This is a genomic window from Mycobacterium sp. SVM_VP21, assembly GCA_024758765.1.
Classification (GTDB): Bacteria; Actinomycetota; Actinomycetes; order Mycobacteriales; family Mycobacteriaceae; genus Mycobacterium; species Mycobacterium heraklionense_C.
On record CP101406.1, the window covers coordinates 2600394 to 2626661 of the forward strand.

Sequence of the window (26268 nt, forward strand, 5' to 3'; positions counted from 1 at the left end):
GTCGTACCACACCCGGGTTACGGTATCAGTCGAATGACGAAGTTGACTCATTTCTATACTTGAAATCGTCATTCACCTCTGATGACATTCCAAAAACGCCAATTCCGTGGTGCCAGATTGTATTCGGTCTGCTTGGGACTGTCGCGCCGGCGATCACCGTTGTCCGGCTAGTCGGCGGGTACCGCGAAGGCGACGAACTGGGTTATCTCGCGCGGCGAGAAGTTGTCGTCACTAACCAACACCACGGTCTGCCTGCCATCGGACAGACGCGGGCCCAGCGTCAGCCCCTCGATGTTGTCTAGCGGGTCCAGACCGGGTGTGGTGGACAGGTCGGCCACCAAAGTCTTGGTCATCGGAGTGACTGCTGCACCCGTCAGCGCCGGCATACCGAGCACATCGGTGGCACCGGCGATCTCGGCGCGAAACAGTCGTACCGTCGGGCGGTCACTGAATGCACGCTCGATCACCAGGAACGCGGTGTCCGACAGGGCCACCAGATCGGTGAGGCCGTTGGTTTTGGCCGGTACAGCCGCAGGCTCCAGCGGATAGGCGTACTGGGCGACCGGGGCGCCGGGGCCGGCGTCAGCGTCGAGCCGGTAGGCGGTGATGCGCGTTAGCGCGCCACGGTCGCGATCCGGCAGCGGGCCGTCGTCGTATCCCGGGCCCTCCATTGCGGCGAAGAGCATTCGTCCGTCGGCGGTCACCGTCAGGCCCTCGAGGGTGGTGTTGCGGCGCGGCCCGGTGGGCTGCGCCGACATCGACAGCTGCGGCGGCATGGTGAAGCGGCCGAGGTAGCTGCCGTCCAGCCCGGCGGTACGCACCCACGGGTCGGCCAACACCGCACCGCGGGGGCCGTCGGTGCGCCGCTCCCCCTCTGAGGACCAATACAACCGCTGCCGACCGGCATCGAACGCGATGCCTTCGGGGTCGGGCGGTATGACCGGCGGCCTGGCATCGAAGGCCTGGGGCTCAAACGGGTGCCCGCCCGCGTCCAACAGCGGGTTCATGGCGGTGATCGCCACCTCGTCGACACCGCGGTCGGACACCGAGAGCCGCACCGTGTAGAAGCGGGCCGGCCCGTGGGCCGACCGGTCGTCGCTGATCACGTAGTAGCAGTCGCGGCTGGCGTCGTAAGTGATCCCAGACAGGCCACCCACGATGGTGCCGGCGAACCTGGTGTTCGGCGCCAGTAAAGCTTGGCCGAGATACTGCAGTCCGGCTGTCGCCGTGGGGATCTCGCACGGCGCACAACCCGCAAGCGCAACACCGCCGGTCAGCAGCACACCGCACAACGCCGGCAACCGGCTCCGCTTCCCACGCACATCCGTAATCTAAACCCGGTTTACCGGTGGCCCCGCCTGGATACGGTGCATGAGGTGAACACTTCCGATGCCCTGCGCGACACCTTGGACGGCCGCTGGCGGACGGTGAAGAACCAGGTCCGGGCCACTCTGTGCGATGAGAAGTTTCGTCCGCACTACACGCCGAACACGGTGATCGCCCGCGCCAAGGTCGCCGAACAACTCCGGATCATGGCCGGCTCCGGCGTGGCGGCGGACAGTTTCCGCAAGGAGCACGGCGGCACCGGCGACGTCGGCGCGGCGATCACCATGATCGAGATGTTGGCCATGTCGGATCTGTCGCTGATGGTCAAGGCCGGGGTCCAATGGGGGCTGTTCGGCGGCGCAGTGGAGAACCTCGGCACCGAGCGCCACCACCGCGCCTACGTCGAGCAAATCATCGACCTCGACCTGCTCGGGTGTTTTGCGATGACCGAGACCGGTCACGGCAGCGACGTGCAGTCGCTGGAGACCACTGCCACCTACGACCCGGCAACCCAGGAATTTGTGGTCGACTCCGCGACGGGATCGGCACGCAAGGACTACATCGGTGGGGCCGCCGAAACCGCCACCGTTGCGGCGGTTTTCGCCCAGCTCATCACCGATGGCGCGAACCACGGTGTGCATTGCTTCCTGGTGCCGATCCGCGACGCGCAGGGCAACGATCTGCCCGGCGTGACCACCTCGGACTGCCATTACAAGGGCGGTCTTCCCGGGGTGGACAACGGACGCATTGTCTTCGACCACGTCCGCGTACCCCGGGAGAACCTGCTGAATCGCTACGCGGATGTGGAGCCCGACGGCAGCTACCGATCCTCGATCGAGAGCGATGGCCGACGCTTCTTCACCATGATCGGCACCCTGATCCGTGGCCGGGTCTCGGTGGGCGGCAGCGCGGGTGCGGCCGCCCGGGTCGCCCTGGATATCGCTACCCGATATGCGTTGCAGCGCAGGCAGTTCAGCGCCCCCAGCGACGACGGGGACGACCACGAGGTGCTGATCATGGATTACCTGGTTCACCAGCGTCGCCTCTTCCCGCTGATTGCCCGCTCCTACGCGCTGCAATTCGCCCAGAACGAGCTGGTGGGACGCTGCCATGATCTGCAGACCGCGGACGAGCCCGACGCCGAGGAGCAGCGCGAACTGGAGGCACGAGCAGCCGGACTCAAGGCGGCCAACACCTGGCACGCGTCCCGGGCCATCCAGGAGGCGCGCGAAGCCTGCGGCGGCGCCGGTTACATGGCCGAGAACCGGCTGATCGCCCTGCGCGCCGATATCGATGTGTTCACCACCTTCGAGGGCGACAACCACGTGCTGACGCAGCTGGTGGCCAAGCAGCTGCTGACCACCTACGCCGATGACATCGCCGACATGAGCCCGGTCGGGTGGGTGCGGTTCGCGGCCGAAGCTGTCGGGGATCGGGTGCTCAAACGCACTGCGGCCGAGACGATCATCCAGACCATCGTGGATGCCAGGCAGGACAGCGAGGAGGAGGGCAGCCTGTTCAACCGGGGCACCCAGGTGCACATGTTCGAAGACCGCGAGGAATATCTGCTGACCTCGGTGGCACGGCGGCTCAGGGGCAAGTCCCAGGAGATGAGCGATTTCGACGCCTTCAACGCGGTCCAGGACCACATGCTGCATGCGGCCACCGCACACATCGACCGAGTCGTGCTGGAGGCGTTCGTCGCCGGAATCGACTCCTGCCCGGATCCCGACGCCCGCGACCTGCTGGAGCTCGTGTGCGACCTGTACGCGCTCAGCGTCATCGAGGACGACAAGGCGTGGTACATCGAGCACCGGTATCTGTCCACCGATCGGGCCAAGGCTGTCACCCGCGGCATCAATGACCGCTGCCGGAAATTGCGCCCGCACGCACAGGCGCTGATCGACGGGTTCGGCATCCCCGAAGAATTGCGGTACGCCGAAATGCTGCATCCCGAACACTTGTCAATACCGCCCGCCGGTGCGTCCACCGGCTAGCCGTCTTTATAGGCTGTCTGGACCCCAGACCGAACAAAGGAGTACCTCTCATGGCGTGGTTCCTCGCCCTGAATGCCACCCCCACCAAGGGCGTGCAAGCGCCCACCTATGAGCTGCACGAAACCGCTGATCTCGAGCGGATCACCGAGGAGATGGCCACCTTCGCAGCCACCGACCGGGCCGTGGCAGTTCCCGCCGTCTTCAACAACGGCCGCCAGCAGGTCACCGTGTACGTGCGTCCGGCTGCCTGGGGTGCGTGGGCGATCTACGAGCTCAGCGAAGAAGAGCGCCGCGAGATGATGGCCAACAACCCGCTGGTCAACGCGCTCGCCCAGGCCCGTGCCGCCAAGCAGCAGGGGGCGCAGTCACAGCAGGTGCCGGGGATGTTCGCACCGCAGCAGCCGCCTTCGCAGGCGGGTCCGTCGGTGATTCCCCGGCTGGACTAACGCCGGGTTCATGCGGCGGTCCCAGCTTCGGCTCTCCTTCGTCGAGCCTCGCTTAACCGCCGGTTTCAAACGTGGCTCCCCCGGGTGGACTCGAACCACCAACCCTCCGGTTAACAGCCGAATGCTCTGCCAATTGAGCTACAGGGGATTGCTGTCCTCGCGGACTTGCAAGACTCTAGCGCATACCGAAACCACCGCTGTGCAACGGGGGTCGCACCCGGCCCCCGTTGCACCGCGTGAGGCAGGATGGAAGCACTGCATCGACTGTTCTAAGGGGCCGCATTGATCGGGTATGTCGTGGTGATGGGGGTCGGCTACGTGATGGGCACCAAAGCCGGCCGCCGCCGCTACGAGCAGATTGTCGGCACTTATCACGCGGTGACGAGCAGCCCGGTCGCCAAAGCGCTGATCGACAAGGGACGACGCACCATCGCCGACCGGATCCATCCCGATCCAACGATGGTGACGTTGACCGAAATCGAGGACGGTACGTCGATCATCACGCCGGTCGAACCCGAAGACGACCGCTAGGACACTGCGGCGGCAGCAGATCGCCCACGTGGCCTGGTTCCAGGTGGTCAGCGTGTGGAGCCCACGTTGTCCCCCGCGCTTGCATGAAGTCGATTACCTCCCACGTCATGGTGGAGACCATGAGCCTGGGGAAGACTTGCCCGCATGACGACGACCCGAATACCTGCCCCGGTCCCGTTCGGTGCGCTGCTGCGGCAATGGCGCACGCATCGGCGGGTCAGTCAGCTCGACCTGTCCAACGAAGCCGCCATCTCCACCCGCCATCTCAGCTTCGTCGAGACCGGGCGTTCCCAACCGAGCCGGGACATGGTGCTTCGCATCGCCGAGCATCTCGACGTCCCGCTGAGAGACCGCAACCGACTGTTGCTGGCCGCCGGCTTCGCCCCGGTCTACCCCGAACACGGCCTGACCGCGCCGGAAATGGCCTCGGCCCGGGCAGCGATACGCGAGGTGCTCGCCGCCCATGAGCCCTACCCTGCGCTGGCGGTGGACCGGACGTGGAATGTGCTCGACGCCAACGCCGCGGTGGGCGTACTCACCCAGGTCGTCTCCCCGGCCCTGCTGGCCGAGCAGCCGCTCAACGCACTGCGTCTGACCCTGCACCCCGATGGCATGGCGCCGCACATCGGCAATCTCTCCCAGTGGCGCGCCTTCGTGCTCGGCGGCCTGCGCCGCAGCGCCATGGCGCGCGCCGACGACGAGATGCTTGCACTGCACGACGAGCTGGCCGCCTACCCGCACGACGATCCCGGCGATCCGCTTGCGCCAACCCCGCCGGGCACCGTCTACGTACCGCTGCTGCTGCGGGTCGGCGAGACTGACCTGTCCTTCCTCGCGATGATCGCGACGTTCGGCACCGCCGTGGACATCACCTTGTCCGAGCTCGCTATCGAGTCGTTCTTGCCCGCCGACGCCGCCACGGCCGCGTACCTGGGCGCCCCACGACCACTACCTGAGACGTAATCGACACGCGCGGCCTGCTCGGTGATTGTGGAAGACGCCCAGGCCGGAACGGTCCGGCCAGTCAACTGAAGGAGGCACCGCATGAGAGCGTTCGAGGACTTGGCACAGCGCTACATCGACGCATGGAATGAGAGCGACCCAACCGTCCGGCGCGCAGCCGTGGACGCATTGTTCAGCGCCGACGCCAGCTTCGTCGACCCACTGGCGGTCGCCGAGGGCCCCGAGGCGATCAACGCCACCATTGCCGCTGTACAAGAACAGTTCCCAGGGTTCGAGTTCCGCCTCGTCGGCCCGGTCGACGCGCACCATGACCAAGCCCGGTTCCGCTGGGAGCTCGGCCCGGCCAACCAGGAGGCGCCGATCGTCGGGTTCGACGTGCTGCTCACCGACGGCACTGGCCGCATCCAGAAGGTACTGGGATTCTTCGACAAGGTCCCCGCTGCCGCCTAAGGTCCCCGCCGAGCGTACGGAGACGGCCGGTCTCACGGTCGGCTCCGCACGCTCAGGCGGTCAGATCATCGCCGCTGGCCTGCTCCAGGAGGCTGCGCCGGTAGGCCTCCATGGCCACCAGGTCGCCGAAGAGCGCGTGGTATTCGTCGCTGTGCTCCACCGGTGACATGCGCTGCAGTTTGGACTTGACCTCGGCGATCTGTCGGCCCACCCACACCTCTTGGAGGCGGGCCAGCACGCCGCCGATATACCGCGGCAGCTTGTCCTCGTCGACGCGGATGGCCTCCACGCTCAACTCGTGGATCAGTGCGGTGGTCAGTGACGAGGCCGTCTGCTCGCGCACCGTCTCGATCCACTGCGCGCCGCCGGCGCCGGCCACCCCTGCCGTCCCCCCGGCCGCGTCTATCGCCGAGCGCACCGCGGCATAACCGGGGTGGGTGAAACTCTCCACGGTCAGGGTGTCGAACACCGGCCCGGCCAACGCCGGGTACTGCAGAGCCGCTTTGAGCGCCTCACGCTGCGGCCACAACGTCGGATCGGTCGGGTTCGGTCGGGCGACCGTCGGCTGTTCGGCGGGGCTGGCGGCCGCGCGCGACGCCTGACGGTCCCGGGCCGACCCGCTGTCCCTGGCATCGCCCTTGGCCGCGTTCTTGGCCTGCGCACGTACCCGGCCGATCACCTGCGCGACGTCGTCCCAGCCCACCCAGCCGGCCAACTGCCGCGCGTATTCGTCGCGCAGCGTCGGGTCCTTGATCTGAGCGACCATCGGCACACAGCGGCGCAGCGCAGCGACCCGGCCCTCGGCCGTCTCCAGGTCCATCTCGGTGAGGGCGGTGCGCACCGCAAACTCGAACAGCGGGGTGCGGCGTGCCACCAGGTCGCGCAGCGCCTCGTCGCCGTGTGCCAGGCGCAGATCACACGGATCCATGCCGTCGGCGGCGACCGCGACGAATGACTGTCCAGCCAGCTGCTGCTCACCCTCGAGCGCTTTGACTGCGGCGGCGCGGCCGGCCGCGTCGCCGTCGAACACGTAGATCAGTTCACCCCGAAAAAACTTGTCGTCCATCATCAGTCGGCGCAGCATCGCCAGGTGCTCATCGCCGAACGCGGTACCGCACGAGGCGACCGCGGTGGTGACGCCTGCCAGATGCATCGCCATCACGTCGGTGTAGCCCTCGACGACGATCGCCTGGTGTCCGCGGGCGATGTCTCGTTTGGCCAGGTCGAGGCCGAACAGCACGTTGGACTTCTTGTAGAGCGTGGTTTCGGGGGTGTTGACGTACTTGGCCTCCATCTGATCGTCGTCGAACAGCCGGCGGGCACCGAACCCGATCACCTCTCCCGCCGACGAACGGATCGGCCAGAGCAGCCGGCGATGGAATCGGTCCATCGGACCGCGGCGTCCCTCCCGGGAAAGGCCCGCGGCCTCCAGTTCCTTGAACTCGAAGCCCTTGCGCAGCAGATGTTTGGTCAGGCCGTCCCACCCCGACGGAGCGAAACCGCAGCCGAACCGCTCGGCGGCCGCGGCGTCGAAGTTGCGTTCGGTGAGATATTTGCGCGCCGGCGCGGCCTCGGGGGTACTCAGCGCCGCGGCATAGAACTCGGCCGCAGCCGCATTGGCGGCGATCAGCCGGCTGCGGCCGCCGCGCTCGCGCTGGATGTTGGTGGCCGACGCACCGGTGTAGGTGATGGTGTGGCCGACCCGGTCGGCGAGCAGCTCGACCGCCTCGACGAAGCTGGCATGCTCGATCTTCTGCACGAAGGCGTAGACGTCGCCGCCTTCCCCACAGCCGAAGCAGTGGAAGAGGCCATGGTTGGGCCGGACGTGGAAGGACGGAGACTTCTCGTTGTGAAACGGGCACAGGCCCTTCAGCGAGTCCGCGCCGGCACGCCTGAGCTGGACGTAGTCACCGACCACGTCCTCGATCCGGACACGTTCGCGGATGGCGGCGATGTCGCGATCGGAGATACGGCCTGGCACTGGGTCAGTCTAGAGCGCGCCGCCTGCTGCACCGCGGCGATCGCGAGGGCGACGCGGGTCGCCGCCTTCTGCACCGCGGCGATCGCGAGCACGGCGGAGCCGGGCGACGCGGGTCGCCGCCTTCTGCCTAGCCCTCGATGTCGAAACTGCCCATGCTTTAATGACGGGTCAACTGCTGCGTCAGGGGCGTGAATGAACTCGAAACGGGTCTGGTTGGTGACCCTTGTCGCCGTCGCCGTGCTCGCCGCGGCCGCGGTGACGACCTGGCTGGTGCTGCCCGATCGGTCACGTAGTACGGCCGCGGTCACCGGCGAGACCGTCAAGCAGGTGCTGCTCAATGGCACCGAGCTGACCGCGATGCTGGATCAGCCCTTCACGGCCGTCACCGGCCCGCCGTCCTACGGCGGCCTGGAGGCGATGGACGATTCGGCAACGCCGGGCGACTGCGTCGGAGTCCTCGACGTTGCGCAGCGAAGCGTGTACGCATCCGCACCGGTCCAGAGCTACGCGCGTGAGACCTGGATCGACCCCGAGCCCGCCCGCGACAGCTTCAAGCCGCTCGACACCCGGGTGATGTTCGTCAAGGAGGCCGTGGTCGCGCTGCCCACCGCCGCAGACGCCCGACAGCTGTTCGAGAAGTTCGCTCAGCAGTGGAAGCACTGCGATGGGCAACCGGTCAACGCGGCCGACCCGGACACTGCCGGATCGCCCCACCTTCCCGGCACCGAAATGCACATCACCGACGTGCGGGTCACCGACGATGTCCTGGCGGCATCGATCGTGCTCGACAAGAGCCCCAAGGCGCCGGACACCCGCGCCATCGGGCTGCAGGACAACTGCATCGTCGGAGTCCTGATCGCCTTCACCGGAACCGAGAACGCCAGTGGTTCCGGTGACCCGCAGACCAGCAGCACCGATGTCGTCCGCGCGATGATGGGCAAGGTCGCCAAGCTCGGCTGAGTTCGCCCGCGGTGGTCGCAAGCGCGGCGAAGCCGGGTGCTGGGGGCACTCCCCTACCTGCGGTGGAGCCCACCCGCTTACGGGGGGCGCCGCTATGTCACTAACCCGCGACGAGGCGTTCCAGCCGCCCCTCGGTGCACGACGCGATCTGATCGACGATCACCCGCAGCCGTGCATTGTCGTCAGCGGCGGCATCAAACGCCGGAACGAAGATCGGGTCCAGGCTCGCCGGTGCCGTGGCGAGCAGCCGATGCGCGACCTCGTGCACCTGCTCACGCTGGGCGGCCTGAATCCTGCGGTGCTGGTCCGACGAAATGATGAACTGCACCGCAAGAGTTTTCAGCACGGCCACTTCGGCCCGCACCAGTTCCGGAACTTCGAGGTTTGCCTGGTAGCGGGTCAGCGGCCCGGGGCCGGCGGCATCGTGGGTGGCGGTGATCGCCGCGGAGGCGAAGCGTCCGACCAGTTCGCTGGTCAACCGTTTGAGTGCCACCGACGCCGACAGAGTCGCGTCGTAATCACCCACCGCAGCCACCACCGGCAATTCGGTGAGCCGGCGAGCCGCCTCGGCCAGATCGTGCACCCCACGCGGGTCACCCAGACGGGTCAGCTCGGCCACGGTCGATGCATCGGCGAGCACCCGCAGGTCGATCCGGCCGGAAATGACGCCGTCTTCAACGTCATGCACCGAGTAGGCGACATCGTCGGCCCAGTCCATGATCTGCGACTCCAGACAGACTCGTCCCTCCGGTGCGCCGCGGCGCATCCAGTCAGCGGCATCCCGGTCGTCGTCGTAAAAGCCGAACTTGGTCCGTACCGAACCGTCTGCCGCGCGACGGCGCCACGGATACTTGGTGACCGCGTCCAGCGTCGCCCGGCACAGATTCAGGCCCGCGCTTGCACCGTCCGGACCCAGAACCTTGGGCTCCAAACTGGTCAGGATTCGGAAGTTCTGCGCGTTTCCCTCGAATCCACCACAGCTCGAGGCGATTTCGTTGAGCGCCTGCTCACCGTTGTGCCCGTAAGGCGGGTGGCCGATGTCGTGAGCCAGCCCAGCCAGGTCCACCAGGTCTGGGTCGCAGCCCAACCCGATCGCCATCCCCCGCCCGATCTGCGCGACCTCCAGCGAGTGAGTCAGGCGGGTACGCGGGGTGTCCCCGTCTCGGGGGCCGACGACCTGAGTCTTATCCGCCAGCCGGCGCAGCGCAGCACTGTGCAGCACCCTGGCCCGGTCGCGGGCAAAGTCGGTGCGGTGCTGGCCGCCGGTTCCGGGTAGGCCGGCGGTTTTCGACGACTCCGCCACGATGCGTTCGCGGTCGCGCGCGTCGTAGCTGTCGCAGGAGTTTGTGGCCACCGCCGCCAGTCTATTTTGACCCGACCGGAGACCGTGACACGGCGGGCCGAAGTTTGGCACCCGACGCTGCGAAACCGGGTAGGTCGGTCGCAGAATTCCGTCGATCACCCCCGATCGCATATAGATTTACCGACATGCGCATCCCCCGCCTGGCCGGCGCCGCCCTGGCGTTTCTCCTCGCAGTGTTGCTGGTAGCTCCCAGCGCTGCGGCGCAGCCTCCAATGCGGCTGCCTACCTTGATCACCGACAGCGCCGGGGCGCTCTCGCAATCCGAGCGCGCCGAGGTGCAGAACGCGATCGACAGGCTCTACGCCGACCGGCACATCCGATTGTGGGTGGTCTACGTCGACGTGTTCTCCGGGCAGACGGCTGAGGACTGGGGACGCAGCACGGTGCGACTCAGCGATCTCGGCAACAATGACGCCTTACTCGCCGTGGCCACCGCCGACCGCAGCTACGCCTTCCTGGTGTCCAACGGGATCTCCGAGATCAGCTCGGGCAAGGTCGACGCGTTGCGGCGCAACCAGATCGAACCGGCCCTGCACCTGGGCAACTGGGCGGGTGCGGCCTCAGCGGCCGCCGCCGGACTCGACGCCGCCGCCGCACCCACCGAGGTGAGCTGGGCACCGATCCTGATCGCCCTGGCCGCGGTGGCGGTCGCCGGCCTGGTGTTGCTGCTGGTGGTGCGTCATCTACGGCGCCGGCGCCGCGCCGCGGCCCTGGCGGCGGCCCGGCGGGTCGACCCCACCGACCCCAACGCACTGTCCGACGTGCCGGTGTTCGCGCTGGACGCCTTGTCGCGAGAGAAAGTCGTCGAGGTCGACAACGCGGTGCGCACCAGCGCCAACGAACTGCAACTGGCCCTCGAAGAGTTCGGTCAAGAGCGCGTGCGCCCCTTCGCGCAGGCCGTCTCCTCCGCCAAGTTCGCTATGGAGCACGCCTTCACAGTGCGCCAGCAGCTCGACGACGATATCCCCGAGACACCGGCACAACAGCGTGACCTGCTGACCGGGGTGATCGTCACCGCCTCGAAGGCCGACCGCGAACTGGAGACCCAGCGCGCCGCGTTTGAGGAGTTGCGCGACCTCGTACTCAATGCCGGTGACCGCCTCGACACCCTGACCCAGCAACTGGTCGAGCTGACCGGGCGCATCCCGGCCTCCGAGCAGCACCTGGTCGAACTGCACACCGAGTTCGACGCCACGGCGCTCAGTACGGTGTCCGGCAACGTCAAGACCGCACAGGACCGGGCCGCCTTCGCCGAACGCAACATCACCCGGGCGCGCAGCCTGGCCGATCACCCGGTGACCGGCGGACAGAGCGAGCTGGTGGATGCGGTGCGGGCCGCCGAGTCGGGTCTGGGCCAGGGCCGGGCCCTGCTCGACGCGGTCGACAATGCCGCAAGCGACATCCGTCACGCGGTCGCCACGCTGCCGGCGACCATCGCCGACGCCGAGGCCAGCATCGCCCAAGCCACCGCACAGCTGCAGGGCGGGGCGGGTACGCATAAGTCCGAGCTGTTCGCTGTTCGCGATGTCGTAGTCAAGGCCGTGGCCACCGCGCGCACGTCCGGCGATCCCCTGGGGGCCTTCACCGCGCTGATCAAGGCCGATGCCGACCTGGACCAGCTGCTGGACACCGTGGCCGAGGAACGCGCAGCCGCGGAGCGGTTGGCCCGCACGCTCGAGCAGGCCCTGTTCACCGCGTCGTCGCGCATCCGCGCCGTGTCCGATTACATCGACACCCGTCGCGGCAGCGTCGGCCCGGAGGCACGCACCCGGCTGGCCGAGGCACGCCGCCGCCTCGACGCCGCCCACGACAAGCGCGCCACCGATGTCGCGGGCGCCATCACCCAGGCCAACGGCGCGGCCACCCTGGCGGCCGCGGCGCAGTCGCTGGCCAAGGCCGACGTACAGGACGCGCAGCGGGCCTACTACGGGCGTTACGGCAACGGCCCCGGCGGCGGCAACGATACCGGCGCCATGCTGGGCGGCATCATCATCGGCAACATCCTCTCCGGTGGGGGCGGCGGCTTCAGCGGTGGCGGCGGAGGGGGCGGTTGGAGTCCGACCTCGTTCGGCGGCTCGTCTTCGGGCGGGGGCTTCTTGGGCGGCGGCGGCCGGTTCTAGCGCTCGGGTAAACCATGTTCGGACTTGTTGATGTCGTCTTGGCGGCGGCCTTAGTGGCCTGCGGGTATGCGCTGTGGGTCCGCCGCCACTCCTGGGGTTCGCGCTGGGACACCAATCCCTCGCGCATCCTGGTACTGATCGGATGCGCGGGACTGCTCATGTCCCCGTTGGGGCCCAGACATTTCGACCCGCTCGTCCATTTCGTGTCCGGGTTCTGGAACGTCGCGGGCCTGCTCGCCGTGCTCTGCATGTTCGCCGCGGTAGCGGCCATGTTCGACCATCTGGCGACGCGGTTGACCAACGAGGACCAAGCCCGGTTGCTGGGACGTCGCCACGTCACGGCGCCGCTGAAACTCGTTCTGCCGCTGATGGTCGTCGTGTTCTGCGTCGCCGATCGAGGGCGTCCCGAGTACCTGGATGTCTTTGCGCCCCGAGGCCCGTGGTTCACCGCCTATTGGACGCTGGTCGCAGCGTTGGCGCTGCATCTGTTCGGGTTCACCGGCCGGATACTGCTGGCCCTGCGCAGCGATCCGCGCTCGAAGACTTCCGCGCAGTACTACCTAGTGTGGGTCGTCTTCAAAGTCGCGGCGATCATCGCGCAGTTGACCAGCGTGCTCCTCGGCAGCGCGGTCACGCTACCCACCTGGATCTGCGCAGGCGTGAGCACCGCCGCGTTCATCTGCGCATCGGTGCTGTCCTGGCGCGCCCGAATCGACTGGTTCAAGCCCGTCCGGCCGCCTGCCCCCGAAATCGCCGGGGACTGACCTCGATCAGCAGCCCTTGAGGCGCACGGCCAGGTAGTCAGAGACCGCGTCGATGGCCACCCGCTCCTGAGACATTGTGTCGCGCTCACGCACCGTGACGGCATGGTCCTCGAGCGAGTCGAAGTCGACCGTGATGCAGAACGGGGTGCCGATCTCGTCCTGGCGCCGGTAGCGCCGGCCGACGGCCCCGGCGTCGTCGAACTCCACGTTCCAGGACTTGCGCAGCTCGGCCGCCAGGTCCCGCGCCTTCGGCGACAGGTCGGCGTTGCGGCTCAGCGGCAGCACGGCGGCCTTGACCGGCGCGAGCCGCGGGTCGAGCCGCAGGACGGTGCGCTTGTCCACCCCGCCCTTGGCATTGGGGGCCTCGTCCTCGTGGTACGAGTCGACCAGGAACGCCATCAGCGAGCGGGTCAGGCCGGCTGCCGGTTCGATCACGTACGGCACGTAGCGGGTGTCGGATGCCTGGTCGTAGAACGACAGGTCCACACCGGAATGCTCCGAGTGCGTGGTCAGATCGAAGTTGGTGCGGTTGGCGATACCTTCCAGCTCACCCCACGGGTTGCCGGCGAAGCCGAACTTGTATTCGATGTCGGTGGTGCCGGCGGAGTAGTGCGACAGCTTCTCGAGCGGGTGTTCGTAGAGACGCAGGTTCTCACGCTTGATACCGAGGTCGACGTACCACTGCAGGCGCGTGTCGATCCAGTACTGGTGCCACTCCTTGGCCGTGGAGGGCTCGACGAAGAACTCCATCTCCATCTGCTCAAACTCGCGGGTCCGGAAGATGAAGTTGCCGGGGGTGATCTCGTTGCGGAAGCTTTTGCCGATCTGGCCGATTCCGAACGGCGGCTTGCGACGTGCCGTGGTCACCACGTTGGCGAAGTTGACGAAGATGCCCTGTGCCGTCTCGGGGCGCAGGTAGTGCAGACCCTCTTCGGACTCGATCGGGCCCAGGTAGGTCTTGAGCATCATGTTGAAGTCACGAGGCTCGGTCCACTCGCCCTTGGTACCGCAGTCCGGGCAGGCAATCTCGCTCATCGGCACGTCATCGGGGTTGCCACCCTTTTTGAGTGCCACCGCTTCCTGCATGTGGTCCTGCCGGTGCCGCTTGTGGCAGTTGAGGCACTCCACCAGCGGGTCGTTGAACACCGCGACGTGACCGGAGGCCACCCACACCTGACGCGGCAGGATGATCGCACTGTCCAAGCCGACGACGTCGTCGCGGGACGTGACGACGGAGCGCCACCACTGGCGCTTGATGTTCTCCTTGAGCTCTACCCCTAGTGGGCCGTAGTCCCACGCCGACTTTGTGCCGCCGTAGATTTCGCCCGACTGGAAGACCAGGCCACGTCGCTTGGCCAGGTTGGCAACGGTGTCGATGATGGACGCCACGAGGGGGTGCACTCCTGTCTTGACGGGACCGCGCCGGCAACGCCGACACGCAAAACATCAGTCATCGTATCGATACCGCCCACGTTCTTTGACATGCGTCATCACGCATGGAACAGTGGAGACCAGCTGAAAACGATTTCCAACACGTGCGGAGGTGGTGCTGTGTCCTCCTCAGCGTCTGATTTGGTGGCCGACGGCCATCGACACACCGGCCCTGCCTTCCCCGCCACACCACCGCGGGAGATCCTCGACGCCGCTGGGGAATTGCTGCGCGCGCTGGCCGCTCCGGTGCGCATCGCGATCGTGCTGCAGCTGCAGGAGTCGCACCGCTGCGTGCACGAACTCGTCGACGCGCTCGGAGTCCCGCAGCCCCTGGTCAGTCAGCATCTGAAGATCCTCAAGGCCGCCGGGGTGGTCGCCGGGGAACGTTCCGGCCGCGAAGTGCTCTACCGGCTGGCCGATCATCACTTGGCACACATCGCCATCGACGCAGTGGCCCATGCCGGTGAGGACCGTTGAGCACCCCCGGCGTGCGCTCCACCCGGCAGCGGGCGGCGATCTCGGCATTGCTGGAGACCGTCGACGATTTCCGGTCCGCCCAGGAGCTGCATGACGCGCTGCGTGAGCGCGGTGAGAACATCGGCCTGACCACCGTCTATCGCACCTTGCAGGCGATGGCCACGGCTGGCCTGGTCGACACGCTGCGATCCGACACCGGTGAATCGGTGTACCGGCGCTGCTCGGATCATCATCACCACCACCTGGTGTGTCGGGACTGCGGGGCCACCGTCGAGGTGGGCGACCGCGAAGTCGAGGAGTGGGCGGCCCGCATCGCCGCCGAGCACGACTACTCCGACGTCGGGCACACCATCGAGATCTTCGGCACCTGCGCCGACTGCCGGAAGTGATCCCCGCACGCCTCAGGCGTTGAGTACGTCCCGGATGTCGACGCCTTTGGCCAGTACCAACAGGACCAGCGTGCGCAGCGCATCGTCGGTCAGGCCCGATCCGGGAAAGTTATAGCGCAGCATCGCATCTGCGGACTCGGCATCTTTCTCGACCAGGGTGACGGTCCCGAGCTGACTGAGGGCCGCCTGCTCGGCGGCGCACTTACGCAGCTTCTCGGTCAGCGGCAGATCCCACCCCAAGATCTGGGTGAGCGACACCAACTCGAGACCTTCCGCGATCGGCACCACCCGCAACGACGCCAGCGTGCCGTCGTGGCGGACGGTAAGCGCACCGTCCGGCTCGGCGTCAACGGCCAGCACCTCGGCGAGCACCGTGGCGAGTCGGTCGGCCAGGGCCGTCATCACGCCGTTCCGAACCTGCGCTGCCGCGAGGCGTACTGCTCGCAGGCCTCCCACAGGTCGCGGCGGTCGTAGTCCGGCCACAGCTTCTCTTGAAAGATGTACTCGGCGTAGGCCGCCTGCCACAGCATGAAGTTCGACGACCGCTGCTCACCGGAGGTGCGGATCAGCAGGTCCACGTCGGGCATGTCGGGCCGGTGCAGATGCCGCGCAATGGTGGCCTCGTTGATCCGGCTCGGGTTCAGCTTGCCCGCCACCGCCTCTTCGGCGATAGCCTGGGCGGCTTCGGCGATCTCAGTGCGCCCACCGTAGTTGACGCAGTAATTGATGGTGATGACATCGTTGCCGACGGTCATGGCTTCGGCGATCTCGAATTCTTTGATCACGCTGCGCCACATCTTCGGCCGCGAACCCACCCAGCGCATCCGGACGCCCATCGCGTTGAGGTTCTCCCGGCGTCGGCGCACCACCTCGCGGTTGAAGCCCATCAGGAACCGGACCTCTTCAGCGGAGCGCTTCCAGTTCTCGGTGGAGAACGCGTACACGGTCAGCCATTTGATGCCGAGTTCGATGGCACCGCAGGTGATGTCGATGAGCACCGTCTCGCCCATCTTGTGTCCCTCGGTGCGACCCAACCCCCGCTGGGTCGCCCAGCGGCCGTTGCCGTCCATGACGACAGCAACGTGGTTAGGCAGCGCATCAGCAGGGATCTGCGGGGCGACGGCCTTGGAAGTGTGCTGTGGGGGGCGACACGGCCCCCCACCCGGCGGCGACGGCAGCTGCGGGAACACCACCGGCCAGGTGGACTTGTCCGGGAACACCGGGTAGTCGTCGGGTGCCGCGGGCAGTTGTGGGAAGGCAGCCTTCCGATTGGCCCGATTCAACACCATGCGCCCTATCCTGCCCGACCGTGCCGGCGCCGCCCGCGGCGACCATGCGGTCGCCGCGGCGGCTTACCGGCCATACCGACGATCAGGAACCGGCACTCAGATCGATCGCGACGAAGTCCAGGCGCCACAGCGACTGGAACAGCTTGCGACCGAACTTCTCCAGGTCCGCCGCACTGCCGCGCGCGGGGCCGGCGGCCTGCGCCAGGTCCGCGGCGATCTGGCGAATGCTGCGACGACCGTCGATGCTCTGAACGAACGGCAGCTGCGCCGGGTTCAGCGGCATACGCCAGCCCGAACGGAAGATCTCGTTGCCGTTGAGGCCGCACTTGAAGCGGAACAGCGGCACGTAGTCGAGGCTCTCGGGCGTCGAGAAGTCGATCGTGTAGCTGCTCTTGGGCCGCTCGGGCCGAGTGGCGATGAAGAAGTGCCGCGCGTTGAGGGTGTGGATGCGCTCCATCACCGACCAGATCTTCTCCTCCGGCAGGGCATTCACCTTGTCGTAGAAGCCGGCCGACGGCACCGCCACATCGTGGGCGTAGTACGGCGCCTTGAGCAGCCAGCCCTGGAAGTCCAGGCCGGCCGAGTTGGCCAGATCGATGCAGCCGTCGACGTCGTAGCTCTTCGCCCGACCGTGCAAGAACGTGTCCACCAGACCCGAGTCCGAGGCCAGGTCGCCGGCGATCTTGAGGTACGGCTGGACCGGGTGGTCCTGCGACAGCAAGCGGATGGCCTGGCGGACGGTCTGAATCGACTCGTCGCTCTGCTCCAACCCGAGGTCCTGGAAAACCGTCTCCAGGATCTCGATGCCGATGCGGCCGTAGCGCGCGTAGAGCATGATGCCGGCGACGCCGTCGGGCCGCAGACGGTCCGCGATCGCCTTCATGCCCACCTTCGGGTCGGCCATGTGGTGCAGCACGCCCGTCGAAATCGCCAGGTCGAAGTCCCGGCCGAGCGTGGACAGCTCCTCGATCGGCAGCTGGTGCAGCTCCAGGTTCCACAGCCCGTGCTTGTCCTTGAGGTACTGCTGATGCCCCAACGACGACGCGCTGATGTCGACGGCCACCACCCGCGCCTGCGGGTTGTTGTAGGCGAAGACCGCGGCCTGGTTGGTGCCGCAACCGGCGATCAGGATGTCGAGGTCAGGGCGGTACTCACGATCCGGCCACAGCACCCGGTGCGCGTGGCTCGGGTCGAACCACTCCCAGTTTCCGGCCGACCAAGCCTGCAGGTCGCTGATGGGCGGCGGGTAGGTCCAACGCTCGTACTGCCGGGAGACGACGTCTGCACGTGGATTCTCGGTCACTTCTTTGTGGCTCCTTGTCGAATTGCCCCCCGCCGGATCGGATCAGACTTTAGCGGGGGCTGTTTATGCCGGCGCGTCGGGAGGCGACTCCGCAGGGAGCGCTCAAGGCACCGGAATGCTTCGGTTGCGGCTGGCTTAGCCGGCACGTCCCGGCTGGCCGGGCTGCCCGGGCTGACCCGGCGTTCCGCCCGGTCCAGGCGCACCACCAAGGCCGCCGGCACCACCTTCGCCGGGCTGGCCGCCAGGTCCTGCCGCGCCACCGGCACCGCCGGCGCCACCGGCACCACCATGACCACCGTGGCCGCCCTGGCCGCCTGCGCCGCCCTTACCGCCTTGGCCTCCGGCACCGCCCTTGCCACCCTTGCCGCCCTGGCCACCTTTACCGCCCTGGCCGCCCAGGCCACCGGCTCCGGGGGCGCCGTCAGCACCGGGGGCGCCGTCGGCACCGTTGGCACCGTCAGCGCCATCGGCACCGTCAGCACCGGGGCCGTTCGACGGCATCGGCGCCGTGATCCCGGCAACCGGACCGGGTTCGGCTGCCCGCGCGCAGGAAGCCACGGCCGGGATCATTCCCACGACGAGTAGCGCTCCGGCCGCCGCACCGATACCGGCTCCGTAGCCCGGTGTCGTCCTGTGCGCCCAGCGCCCCCACCCGGTGTCGTGAAACATTCGGCCTGCCTTCCTGATTGAACCTAAGGATCGTTGAAGTCGCATTAGCCTACAGCCGACGCCCGCATAGTCCACCGAAACGGACACAATCCCCAGGTAGATGCCGGTCGATCAGCCGTCACTGCCGGTGGCCTGGGGTTGAACCTCTGACTGGGCCCCGACGTCGCGCCCGGCCACTCGCTGCTGAACCCGCTCCACCAACGGCAGTGTCCGCAGCCGTCGCTCCAGGTGCCACTGCAGATGCGCGGCCACCAATCCGCTGGCATGGCTGCGATGCGCCGCCGTGGAAAGCTCGGCGACCTCCCAGTCGCCGTCGTGCAATGCCGCCATCAGGTCCAGCACACCCATCGGCGGGGTGGTCGACCCAGCCGGGCGGCAGTGCCCACAGACGCTGCCGCCGGCCGCGACGTGAAACGCCCGGTGCGGACCGGGGGTGGCGCAACGAGCGCACTCGGTCAGTGCTGGCGCCCACCCGGCCACCGACATGGCACGCAGCAAATAGGCGTCCAGGACCAGTTCACGCGGTCGCCGACCGTCGGCCACCGCGCGCAGCGCACCGACGGTGAGCCGGTGCAACGCCGTCGCCGGGGCTCGCTCGGCACCGGCCAGGCGTTCCGCGGTCTCCAAGATCACGCAGGCGCAGGTGTAGCGGCCATAGTCGCTGACGATGTCGGTGGCGAACGCGTCCACCGACACCACCTGGGTGACGATGTCGAGATTGCGGCCGGGGTGCAGCTGAACGTCGATGTGGGCGAATGGCTCCAGCCGGGCACCGAACTTGCTGCGGGTACGACGCACCCCCTTGGCCACCGCGCGGACCAGCCCGTGGTCGCGGGTGAGCAAAGTGACAATCCGGTCGGCTTCGCCGAGCTTGTGCTGGCGCAGCACCACCGCCCGGTCCCGGTACAGCCGCATCGGACCAGTTTCGCATCGCGAGGCGGTGTTTCGACGACACCCACCGGTACGGCACGCCGATACTCTCATCACCGATGACCCACCCGCCTGCGCCGTCCGGCACCCGCTTCCCCACCCTCACCGAGCAGCTCTACCAGCTGGCCAGCGGCGAGGCGACCTCTGTCGACCTGGTGCGTCGGGCGCTACACGCTATCGACGCCAGCCAGTCCACGCTGAACGCGTTTCGGGTGGTGTTCACCGAGTCGGCGCTGGTCAGCGCCGCTGAAGCTGACCGCCGTCGAGCCGCGGGCCACCGCGCCCCGCTGCTGGGCATCCCGATCGCGGTCAAAGACGACACCGACATCGCGGGGGTGGCCACCTCGTTCGGCGCCGCCGGCTACGTCGAGCCCGCCGGCCACGACGCCGAGATGGTGCGCCGCCTGCGGGCCGCCGGCGCGGTGATCGTGGGCAAGACCAACACCTGCGAGTTGGGTCAGTGGCCGTTCACCAGCGGCCCCGGGTTCGGCCACACCCGCAATCCCTGGTCCCGCCGGCACACCCCAGGCGGGTCGTCGGGAGGCAGCGCCGCCGCGGTGGCCGCGGGTCTGGTCGCCGCGGCCATCGGATCCGATGGAGCCGGTAGTGTGCGCATCCCCGCCGCGTGGACACATCTGGTCGGTATCAAACCCCAGCGTGGCCGCATCTCCACCTGGCCGCTGGCGGAGGCGTTCAACGGGCTCACCGTCAACGGAGTTCTGGCGCGCACCGTCGAGGACGCCGCGCTGGTGTTGGACGCAGTCTCCGGCAACGCCGAAGGGGACCTGCACAAACCGCCGCCGATGAAGGTCTCTGACCATGTGCGGACCGCACCGGGACAACTGCGTATCGCGCTGTCGACCCAGTTCCCCTACACCGGGTTCCCGGCACGGCTGGATCCGGAGATCAAGGCCGCGCTGGACCGCACCGCCGAGCAGCTGCGGCTGCTCGGACACACCGTGGTCCCGGGGAACCCCGACTATGGGCTGCGACTGTCGTGGAATTTCCTGTCCCGGTCCACCGCCGGAGTGTGGGCCGCCGCCAACCGACTCGGCGGTGGTGTCAATCTCGACCCACGGACGCATGCCAACATGCGTACCGGCCGACTGCTGTCGCAGGCCGTGCTGCGCAAGGCCCGCGCCCACGAGACGCAGGATCAGCGTCGGGTGGGCTCGATCTTCCGCATCGTCGACGTGGTGCTGGCGCCCACCACTGCCCAGCCGCCCCCCTTGGTGAACACGTTCGACGACCTGGGCAGCTGGGAGACCGACCGCACCATGATCGCGGCCTGCCCGGTGACCTGGCCGTGGAACCTGCTGGGGTGGCCGTCGATCAGCGTGCCGGCCGGGTTCACCGCCGAAGGGCTGCCGATCGGAGTGCAGTTGATGGGACCGGCCAACAGCGACGGCCTGTTGGTCTCGCTGGCCGCGGAGCTGGAGGGCATCAACGGCTGGGCGGCCCGGCAGCCCACACCGTGGTGGCGTACCGAGCCCGGCCACAGCTCGTAAGCACCCCAGAGCGCCGCTAGCTGCGACTTCAGCGGGTTGCGCGGAGGTCGGCTAAGCTTGGCCAGTCTTGACTTAGGTCTTCATATCCCCGTAAAGGTGCACTGGTGAAAGGCGTCCGCAAAATGGCCTCTCTGTCGTTGACCAGGTTCGCTGTCGCAGCTGGCAGTCTGGCTCTGTCGCTCTCCGCCGGAGCTGGGTTCGCATCCGCGAGCCCTGACCTCGGCCCGATCATCAACACCACCTGCAGCTACTCGCAGGTGCATCAGGCGCTGGTCGCGGAGAACCCCTCCGCAGCCGCCGAGTTCGACGCCAACCCGCAAGCGCAGGGCATGGTGCAGATGTTCCTGAACTCGCCGCCCGCCAAGCGCCAGCAGCTGGCCACCATGGTCCAGGCCATGCCGGAGGCTCAGGCATACGTCGGGACCATCACTTCGGTCGCCGGCTCCTGCAACAACTACTGAGCGGAATCCCCGCGGTGGGTCCGCGCAGCAAGGTCCTGATCACCGCCGCGGAGCTCACCGAGCTCCTGCGGTCCGGTGATCCGGTAACCATCCTCGACGTTCGCTGGAGTCTGGAAGCACCGGACGGGCATCAGGCATATCTGCACGGTCACCTGCCGGGCGCGGTGTACGTCTCACTCGAAGACGAGTTGTCCGACCACGCCGTGCCCGGCCGGGGCCGCCATCCGCTGCCGACCGGCCGCAATCTGGAAGCCGCCGCCCGCCGATGGGGCGTGCGGCGTGATCGGCCGGTAGTTGTCTACGACGACTGGAATCGGGCCGCATCCGCACGACTGTGGTGGTTGCTGACCACCTCCGGGGTGGCACACGTCCGCATTCTCGATGGTGGCTTGCCGGCCTGGGCAAGGGCCGGCGGCGCGTTGGAGACCGGAGAGGTCTCCCCCGAGCCGGGCAACGTCACGCTGCTGCCCGAGGACCTCTATGAGGGTCTGCGGCCCACGCTGACCGCCGACGAAGCCGGCCATCGTGCTCGCACCGGTGCGATGTCGCTGCTCGACGCCCGCGGCCCCGATCGGTTCCGTGGTGAAGCGGAACCTCTCGATGCGGTCGCCGGTCACATCCCGGGCGCGAAGAATCTGCCGTTCACCGCCCTGCTGGCCGCCGACGGCACTTTCCTGCCCGACGACGCGATCGCCGCGCTGCTGGCCGACCGGGGTGTCGGCGCCTTCGACGAAGTGGGCGCCTACTGCGGTTCGGGGATCAGTGCCACGGTGATCGTCGCGGCATTGGCCGCCGGCGGCCGCTCCGCGGCCATGTTCCCGGGGTCGTGGTCGCAGTGGAGTGCGGATCCGTCCCGACCGGTGGCACGCGGCGAGGACTGAGGACCGCCTCAGCCGAGGTGGCTGGGTCAGCTGAGGTGGAAGGCCGCCGGATCGGGGCTGTCCAGCATCGCCTTCATCGTCGCGCGGTCGAACGGCCACAGATCCACGTTGCCGCCCTCGGTGAGGTACCAAGAGTTGCAGCCGGTGTTCCATACTGTCGGGCCCATCGCGATCGCGACATCATCGTTGAACCGGGTGGTGGCCTGATCGGTGACCTCGACGGTGGTCAGCTCGCCGGTCCGGAACTTCGCCAGCCACTGCGCGATGTAGCGCGCGGTCAGCTCCGAGGTGTACTGCAGCGAGATCGACCCGGTGGGCGAATTGGGCCCCAACACCGTGAACAGGTTCGGGAATCCGGGAATCGCGGTCATCTGGTAGGCGCGCGGGCCCTTCGCCCAGGCGTCCTCGATGCTGATCCCGTCGCGGCCGTGCAACCGCATGGGGCGCATGTAGTTGTGGGCGTGGAAGCCGGTCGCCAGCACGATGACGTCGGTGTCGCGGTGGGTGCCGTCGGCGGTGCGAATACCGTTCGGGGTGACTTCGGCGATGTCGTCGGTGACCAGGTCGGCGTTATCGGCGCGGATGGCCCGGTAGTAGCTTCCCGATACCACCTGGCGTTTGCACAACGGCTCATAGTCTGGTTGAAGTTTGGCCCGTAACGTTTTGTCGCGCACCTGGATTCGCAGGCAGGCCCGGGCGTAGGCCTGCACTGCCCGGCGTCGCCAGGTGGGACGAGTGGTGACGTCGGTCAGCAGTCGGGATCCGCCGAACGCCATCAGCCGGTAGAGCCTGCGATGCAACTTCGGCCAGCGTGCCAGTACCGCGGCGACGCCGGGCGCCTGCCGAAGCGACATGGGCGCCCACAGGATCCACTGCGCCGACCGCACGTAGTGATCGATCGATGCGGCATCGGGCTGCAGGGCGGAGACCACCTGCACACCGGTGGAACCGGTGCCGATCACCGCGATTCGCTTTCCGTCCGTGTCGAGCTCGTCGTCCCAACGGGCGGTGTGTACCACCGGCCCGGCGAAGTCGGTCAGTCCGGGAATCTCGGGGATAAACGGGTGGTGCAGTACGCCGGTCGCGCAGATCAGGAAGTCGGCGACCAACTCTTCACCGGCAGCGGTGGTGACAACCCAATGCCGACGCTCGTCCCATTGGGCGTCGGTCACCTCGGTGTCGAGCCGGATCAACTCCGCCAGCCCTAGCTGTTCGACGACGTCGCGGTGATAGCGCTGAATCGCCGCGCCGGTGGCCCAGGCATGCCGCCAATCGGGTTTGGGCGCGAAACCGAACTGGTAGATCTGCGAGGGCACGTCGCATCGCAGACCCGGGTAGTGATTCCAGTACCAGACCCCGCCGACGTCGGAGCCCTTCTCCAGCACGGTGATATCGCTGAATCCCTGCTCCCGCAGAATGTGGGCGGTGGTGATACCCGCGACGCCTGCACCGATGATGAGAATGCGCGGCTCGCGCTCGGTCACGGGGCCGACTCGCCACGATGAGCGCGGGCCTGCCGGTCCACCCGCTCGAGGTAGGCACTGCGGGCTGCGGTGTCGATGGACGTCAACGCCCGCCGGTCGTCGATCAGCCGCCGGGCCAGACTCTGCAGCCGCTCGGGCACAAACGCGGTCATCGACCACGCGGGAGCCACCCAGCGGGGCACCGACCGGCGAGCGGCACGGGATCGCAGTACCGCCAGGATCGCCGCAGCCACATCTTCGGGATCGACCGTGGGCATGCCTCCGCCCAGCGGGGCGCCGGAGGTCAGCTCGGTCCGCACCGCCGAAGGCAGCACCGCCGAGACTGCGACACCGGTGCCGGCGTACTCGCGTCGCGCGGATAGCGACGCCCCCAGCGCCGCGAATTTGCTGGCGTTGTAGGTGACCATGCCCGGCACCGGAATCATGCCGGCCATCGAGGCGACGTTGACGACGTGGCCCCGGCCGCGCCGGGCCATACCCGGCAGCACTGCCTGCATGCCGTTGAGCACACCGCGGATATTGACGTCCAGGATCAGATCCCTGACCTGTTCGGTCTCGGCTTCGAAAGCTCCGAGCGGCATGACCCCGGCGTTGTTGACCAGGATGTCCAGTGGGCCGTCAGACGCCTCAATCCGCGCCAGCAGATCCTGCCAGGACGCCGCACTGGTTACGTCGAGCCGGCCACCGCAGACGCCGAGTTCGGCGGCGGTCTGCAGGCAGGTGTCCTCGTCGACGTCACCGATCCACACGCGGGCGCCGCGGGCGGCGAGCAGCTGCGCGGTGGCCGCCCCGATCCCGCGGGCGCCGCCGGTGATCAGCACTCGGGCGTCGACGACCGACCGCTTCGACGGCATGGACTAGTCGCGCAGCGCCGATACCGCGTCGACCAGCAGCTGGCGCGCCCGATCGGCGTCGACCATCGTCGGCGGCTGGCCGCGGACCGGCTGCGGATTGGCCGTGACCTGCACCAGTGCGCTGCCCAGGTAGGCGGTGAAGGTGTAGGACTCGCGAGACTGCTGCTGGCCGTCCTTGCCGGTGATCTCGATCTCGGAATGCGAACCGGTCGTCTTAGCGTGGTCGATCTGCGGCGCGTCCACCTCGTCGAGGTAGCCGGTGAGCTTGCCGGCATTGAACGAGACGTGCTTGCACTTCTCGGCGTCCTTGTCGTCATACGGCAGGTCCTGGTCGGACTGCATAGCGATCGCGACCAGCTGGTTGCCGTTGCCCAGGATCGAGACCATCGACATCTTGCCCCGGATGCCCTTCGGCGGCCGTCCGCTGTTGGCCGCGTAATCGGCGCAGTCGGCGGGATCGAACGTCACGCCGGGCGGCATCTTCTGAGGCCCGAGGATCTTCGGGTCGATGTCATTCGGCCCCTTGGTCTGGGTCTTGAAGTCCGAGCCGAACGTCGATTGGACGTTGAACAACTTGGTGGTGTCGACCGGCTTCTGACTTCCCCCGCAACCGGCCAGTGCTTGCGCACACACGATGAGGCCAACCGAGGAGACAAGCAACGACTTGCGTACGGGCATCCATGGAATCTACCAATGCCGATTCCTCGGCCGCGGGCGGTGGCCACCCCGATTCGGACGCGATACGCGCCACGCTGCCCCCGCTCTAGAAGCCCAGCCGCCCGAGCTGCTTGGGGTCGCGCTGCCAGTTCTTGGCCACCTTGACCCGCAGGTCGAGAAAGACCTTGGTACCCAACAGCTTCTCGATCTGAGTGCGCGCGGCCGTACCCACCTCACGCAGCCGGGCGCCGCCGCGGCCAATCACGATCCCCTTCTGGCTGTCGCGCTCTACGTACAGCAGCGCGTATATCTCGATCAGGTCCTCGCGATCGTCGCGCGGGCGCACCTCCTCGATCACCACCGCCAGTGAATGCGGCAGTTCGTCCCGCACGCCCTCCAAGGCGGCTTCTCGGATGAACTCAGCCATCAGGGTCTCTTCGGGCTCGTCGGTCAGTTCACCGTCGGGGTAGAAGGCGGGCCCGACGGGCAGCGCGGCGGCCAGCACGTTGATCAGCACGTCGACCTGCTCGCCGCTGACCGCCGACACCGGCACGATCTCGGCTTCCGGCGCCAGCTCGCCGACCGCCACCAGCTGGGCGGCGACCTTATCGCGGGTGGTCTTGTCGATCTTGGTGACGACGACAACCAGCTTGGTTCGCGGTGCGATGACGCGAATCTGCTCGATGATCCAGCGGTCCCCCGGCCCGATGGCCTCGTCGGCGGGAATGCACAGGCCGATGACGTCGACCTCGGAATAGGTGTCTTTGACCAACTCGTTGAGCCGCTTGCCCAGCAGCGTCCGGGGACGGTGCAGGCCGGGAGTGTCAACCAGGATGATCTGGAAGTCGTCGCGGTGCACGATGCCGCGGATGGTGTGCCGGGTGGTCTGCGGACGGTTGGAGGTGATCGCTACCTTCGCGCCCACCAGGGCGTTGGTGAGAGTCGACTTGCCGGTGTTAGGCCGGCCGACGAAACATACGAAGCCGGAATGGAACCCGGAGTCCGATCCAGTCACGAGCCGCCTTTCGCCGAAC

The 26268-nt window shown here is 67.7% G+C and carries 26 protein-coding genes and 1 tRNA gene; 13 read left to right on the forward strand and 14 right to left on the reverse strand.

Annotation, left to right across the window (positions count from 1 at the left end):
* Window positions 1-167 precede the first annotated feature (167 nt).
* A complete protein-coding gene (locus NM962_11905; GenBank protein UVO10745.1) occupies window positions 168-1322 on the reverse strand; it encodes an esterase-like activity of phytase family protein in 1155 nt (384 codons plus the stop codon).
* A 54-nt stretch (window positions 1323-1376) separates the two neighbouring features.
* On the opposite strand from NM962_11905, the gene NM962_11910 reads away from it, so the two are divergent.
* Entirely contained in the window at window positions 1377-3323 is a 1947-nt protein-coding gene (locus NM962_11910; protein ID UVO10746.1) for an acyl-CoA dehydrogenase family protein, read from the forward strand.
* 50 nt (window positions 3324-3373) lie between these two features.
* Window positions 3374-3769, forward strand: a complete 396-nt coding sequence (locus tag NM962_11915; protein ID UVO10747.1) for a hypothetical protein — start codon at window positions 3374-3376, stop codon at window positions 3767-3769.
* A gap of 72 nt (window positions 3770-3841) precedes the next feature.
* On the opposite strand, the gene NM962_11920 is transcribed toward NM962_11915, so the two are convergent.
* Window positions 3842-3917: transfer RNA gene (locus NM962_11920), tRNA-Asn, on the reverse strand.
* A gap of 134 nt (window positions 3918-4051) precedes the next feature.
* Here NM962_11920 and NM962_11925 point away from each other — a divergent pair.
* The 3 genes from NM962_11925 (at window position 4052) to NM962_11935 (ending at window position 5713) form a co-directional block, all read left to right on the forward strand.
* The gene (locus tag NM962_11925; protein UVO10748.1) at window positions 4052-4300 is read left to right on the forward strand and encodes a hypothetical protein; all 249 of its coding nucleotides are present in this window, start codon (window positions 4052-4054) and stop codon (window positions 4298-4300) included.
* A 144-nt stretch (window positions 4301-4444) separates the two neighbouring features.
* Window positions 4445-5263 carry a helix-turn-helix transcriptional regulator gene (locus NM962_11930; protein UVO10749.1) on the forward strand — a complete coding sequence of 273 codons (819 nt, stop codon included), beginning with the start codon at window positions 4445-4447 and terminating at the stop codon, window positions 5261-5263.
* Window positions 5264-5344: 81 nt separating this feature from the next.
* Window positions 5345-5713, forward strand: coding sequence for a nuclear transport factor 2 family protein (locus NM962_11935; GenBank protein ID UVO10750.1), 369 nt, complete (start codon window positions 5345-5347; stop codon window positions 5711-5713).
* Between the two features lie 52 nt (window positions 5714-5765).
* On the opposite strand, the gene dnaG is transcribed toward NM962_11935, so the two are convergent.
* Window positions 5766-7694 (reverse strand): DNA primase, encoded by a 1929-nt coding sequence (gene dnaG, locus NM962_11940; GenBank protein UVO10751.1) that lies wholly within the window; start codon window positions 7692-7694, stop codon window positions 5766-5768.
* Between the two features lie 192 nt (window positions 7695-7886).
* On the opposite strand from dnaG, the gene NM962_11945 reads away from it, so the two are divergent.
* Window positions 7887-8654 carry a sensor domain-containing protein gene (locus NM962_11945; GenBank protein UVO10752.1) on the forward strand — a complete coding sequence of 256 codons (768 nt, stop codon included), beginning with the start codon at window positions 7887-7889 and terminating at the stop codon, window positions 8652-8654.
* Between the two features lie 100 nt (window positions 8655-8754).
* Here the strand turns inward: NM962_11945 and NM962_11950 are convergent, their stop codons facing one another.
* Entirely contained in the window at window positions 8755-10008 is a 1254-nt protein-coding gene (locus tag NM962_11950) for a deoxyguanosinetriphosphate triphosphohydrolase (protein ID UVO10753.1), read from the reverse strand.
* A 134-nt stretch (window positions 10009-10142) separates the two neighbouring features.
* Here NM962_11950 and NM962_11955 point away from each other — a divergent pair, with 134 nt between their 5' ends.
* Together NM962_11955 and NM962_11960 are read left to right on the forward strand one after the other, a co-directional pair.
* Window positions 10143-12137, forward strand: a complete 1995-nt coding sequence (locus NM962_11955; GenBank protein UVO10754.1) for a TPM domain-containing protein — start codon at window positions 10143-10145, stop codon at window positions 12135-12137.
* Window positions 12138-12151: 14 nt separating this feature from the next.
* Window positions 12152-12901: a hypothetical protein gene (locus NM962_11960; GenBank protein UVO10755.1), complete on the forward strand. Its 750-nt coding sequence runs from the start codon at window positions 12152-12154 to the stop codon at window positions 12899-12901.
* 6 nt (window positions 12902-12907) lie between these two features.
* On the opposite strand, the gene NM962_11965 is transcribed toward NM962_11960, so the two are convergent.
* Window positions 12908-14302, reverse strand: a complete 1395-nt coding sequence (locus tag NM962_11965; protein UVO10756.1) for a glycine--tRNA ligase — start codon at window positions 14300-14302, stop codon at window positions 12908-12910.
* Window positions 14303-14452: 150 nt separating this feature from the next.
* Here NM962_11965 and NM962_11970 point away from each other — a divergent pair, with 150 nt between their 5' ends.
* Both NM962_11970 and NM962_11975 read left to right on the forward strand, forming a co-directional pair.
* The gene (locus NM962_11970; protein ID UVO10757.1) at window positions 14453-14809 is read left to right on the forward strand and encodes a metalloregulator ArsR/SmtB family transcription factor; all 357 of its coding nucleotides are present in this window, start codon (window positions 14453-14455) and stop codon (window positions 14807-14809) included.
* Window positions 14806-15198 carry a transcriptional repressor gene (locus NM962_11975; GenBank protein ID UVO10758.1) on the forward strand — a complete coding sequence of 131 codons (393 nt, stop codon included), beginning with the start codon at window positions 14806-14808 and terminating at the stop codon, window positions 15196-15198. The genes NM962_11970 and NM962_11975 overlap by 4 nt, the downstream gene beginning before the upstream one ends.
* Before the next feature lie 12 nt (window positions 15199-15210).
* On the opposite strand, the gene NM962_11980 is transcribed toward NM962_11975, so the two are convergent.
* From NM962_11980 to recO, 5 genes are all read right to left on the reverse strand, one after another.
* On the reverse strand, window positions 15211-15600 hold the full coding sequence (locus NM962_11980; GenBank protein ID UVO10759.1) for a hypothetical protein: 390 nt from the start codon (window positions 15598-15600) through the stop codon (window positions 15211-15213).
* A complete protein-coding gene (locus NM962_11985; protein UVO10760.1) occupies window positions 15600-16487 on the reverse strand; it encodes a decaprenyl diphosphate synthase in 888 nt (295 codons plus the stop codon). The genes NM962_11980 and NM962_11985 overlap by 1 nt, the downstream gene beginning before the upstream one ends.
* Before the next feature lie 82 nt (window positions 16488-16569).
* Window positions 16570-17790, reverse strand: a complete 1221-nt coding sequence (locus tag NM962_11990) for a class I SAM-dependent methyltransferase (GenBank protein UVO10761.1) — start codon at window positions 17788-17790, stop codon at window positions 16570-16572.
* A 135-nt stretch (window positions 17791-17925) separates the two neighbouring features.
* Window positions 17926-18459, reverse strand: coding sequence for a hypothetical protein (locus NM962_11995; GenBank protein UVO10762.1), 534 nt, complete (start codon window positions 18457-18459; stop codon window positions 17926-17928).
* 111 nt (window positions 18460-18570) lie between these two features.
* The gene (recO, locus tag NM962_12000; GenBank protein UVO10763.1) at window positions 18571-19374 is read right to left on the reverse strand and encodes a DNA repair protein RecO; all 804 of its coding nucleotides are present in this window, start codon (window positions 19372-19374) and stop codon (window positions 18571-18573) included.
* Window positions 19375-19448: 74 nt separating this feature from the next.
* On the opposite strand from recO, the gene NM962_12005 reads away from it, so the two are divergent.
* The 3 genes from NM962_12005 (at window position 19449) to NM962_12015 (ending at window position 22239) form a co-directional block, all read left to right on the forward strand.
* Window positions 19449-20897 (forward strand): amidase, encoded by a 1449-nt coding sequence (locus tag NM962_12005; protein ID UVO10764.1) that lies wholly within the window; start codon window positions 19449-19451, stop codon window positions 20895-20897.
* 122 nt (window positions 20898-21019) lie between these two features.
* Window positions 21020-21358 carry a hemophore-related protein gene (locus tag NM962_12010; GenBank protein ID UVO10765.1) on the forward strand — a complete coding sequence of 113 codons (339 nt, stop codon included), beginning with the start codon at window positions 21020-21022 and terminating at the stop codon, window positions 21356-21358.
* A 14-nt stretch (window positions 21359-21372) separates the two neighbouring features.
* Complete coding sequence (locus NM962_12015; protein UVO10766.1) at window positions 21373-22239, forward strand: sulfurtransferase; 867 nt, start codon at window positions 21373-21375, stop codon at window positions 22237-22239.
* A gap of 26 nt (window positions 22240-22265) precedes the next feature.
* Here NM962_12015 and NM962_12020 read toward each other — a convergent pair whose 3' ends face one another.
* The 4 genes from NM962_12020 to era all read right to left on the reverse strand — a co-directional run bounded on the left by NM962_12020 (window position 22266) and on the right by era (window position 26249).
* The gene (locus NM962_12020; protein ID UVO10767.1) at window positions 22266-23723 is read right to left on the reverse strand and encodes an NAD(P)/FAD-dependent oxidoreductase; all 1458 of its coding nucleotides are present in this window, start codon (window positions 23721-23723) and stop codon (window positions 22266-22268) included.
* Window positions 23720-24577, reverse strand: a complete 858-nt coding sequence (locus NM962_12025; protein UVO10768.1) for an SDR family oxidoreductase — start codon at window positions 24575-24577, stop codon at window positions 23720-23722. Before NM962_12025 ends, NM962_12020 begins: the two co-directional genes overlap by 4 nt.
* A gap of 3 nt (window positions 24578-24580) precedes the next feature.
* Window positions 24581-25255 carry a DUF5642 family protein gene (locus NM962_12030; GenBank protein ID UVO10769.1) on the reverse strand — a complete coding sequence of 225 codons (675 nt, stop codon included), beginning with the start codon at window positions 25253-25255 and terminating at the stop codon, window positions 24581-24583.
* An 85-nt stretch (window positions 25256-25340) separates the two neighbouring features.
* Window positions 25341-26249 carry a GTPase Era gene (gene era / locus NM962_12035; protein ID UVO10770.1) on the reverse strand — a complete coding sequence of 303 codons (909 nt, stop codon included), beginning with the start codon at window positions 26247-26249 and terminating at the stop codon, window positions 25341-25343.
* Between the last annotated feature and the right edge of the window lie 19 nt (window positions 26250-26268).

Coding starts and splice junctions, on each gene's coding strand:
- NM962_11915 (UVO10747.1), top strand. CDS start 3,374: ATGGCGTGGTTCCTCGCCCTGAATGCCACCCCCACCAAGGGCGTGCAA.
- NM962_11930 (UVO10749.1), top strand. CDS start 4,445: ATGACGACGACCCGAATACCTGCCCCGGTCCCGTTCGGTGCGCTGCTG.
- NM962_11935 (UVO10750.1), top strand. CDS start 5,345: ATGAGAGCGTTCGAGGACTTGGCACAGCGCTACATCGACGCATGGAAT.
- NM962_11945 (UVO10752.1), top strand. CDS start 7,887: ATGAACTCGAAACGGGTCTGGTTGGTGACCCTTGTCGCCGTCGCCGTG.
- NM962_11955 (UVO10754.1), top strand. CDS start 10,143: ATGCGCATCCCCCGCCTGGCCGGCGCCGCCCTGGCGTTTCTCCTCGCA.
- NM962_11960 (UVO10755.1), top strand. CDS start 12,152: ATGTTCGGACTTGTTGATGTCGTCTTGGCGGCGGCCTTAGTGGCCTGC.
- NM962_11980 (UVO10759.1), bottom strand. CDS start 15,600: ATGACGGCCCTGGCCGACCGACTCGCCACGGTGCTCGCCGAGGTGCTG.
- NM962_11985 (UVO10760.1), bottom strand. CDS start 16,487: ATGGTGTTGAATCGGGCCAATCGGAAGGCTGCCTTCCCACAACTGCCC.
- NM962_11995 (UVO10762.1), bottom strand. CDS start 18,459: ATGTTTCACGACACCGGGTGGGGGCGCTGGGCGCACAGGACGACACCG.
- recO (UVO10763.1), bottom strand. CDS start 19,374: ATGCGGCTGTACCGGGACCGGGCGGTGGTGCTGCGCCAGCACAAGCTC.
- NM962_12005 (UVO10764.1), top strand. CDS start 19,449: ATGACCCACCCGCCTGCGCCGTCCGGCACCCGCTTCCCCACCCTCACC.
- NM962_12010 (UVO10765.1), top strand. CDS start 21,020: ATGGCCTCTCTGTCGTTGACCAGGTTCGCTGTCGCAGCTGGCAGTCTG.
- NM962_12025 (UVO10768.1), bottom strand. CDS start 24,577: ATGCCGTCGAAGCGGTCGGTCGTCGACGCCCGAGTGCTGATCACCGGC.
- NM962_12030 (UVO10769.1), bottom strand. CDS start 25,255: ATGCCCGTACGCAAGTCGTTGCTTGTCTCCTCGGTTGGCCTCATCGTG.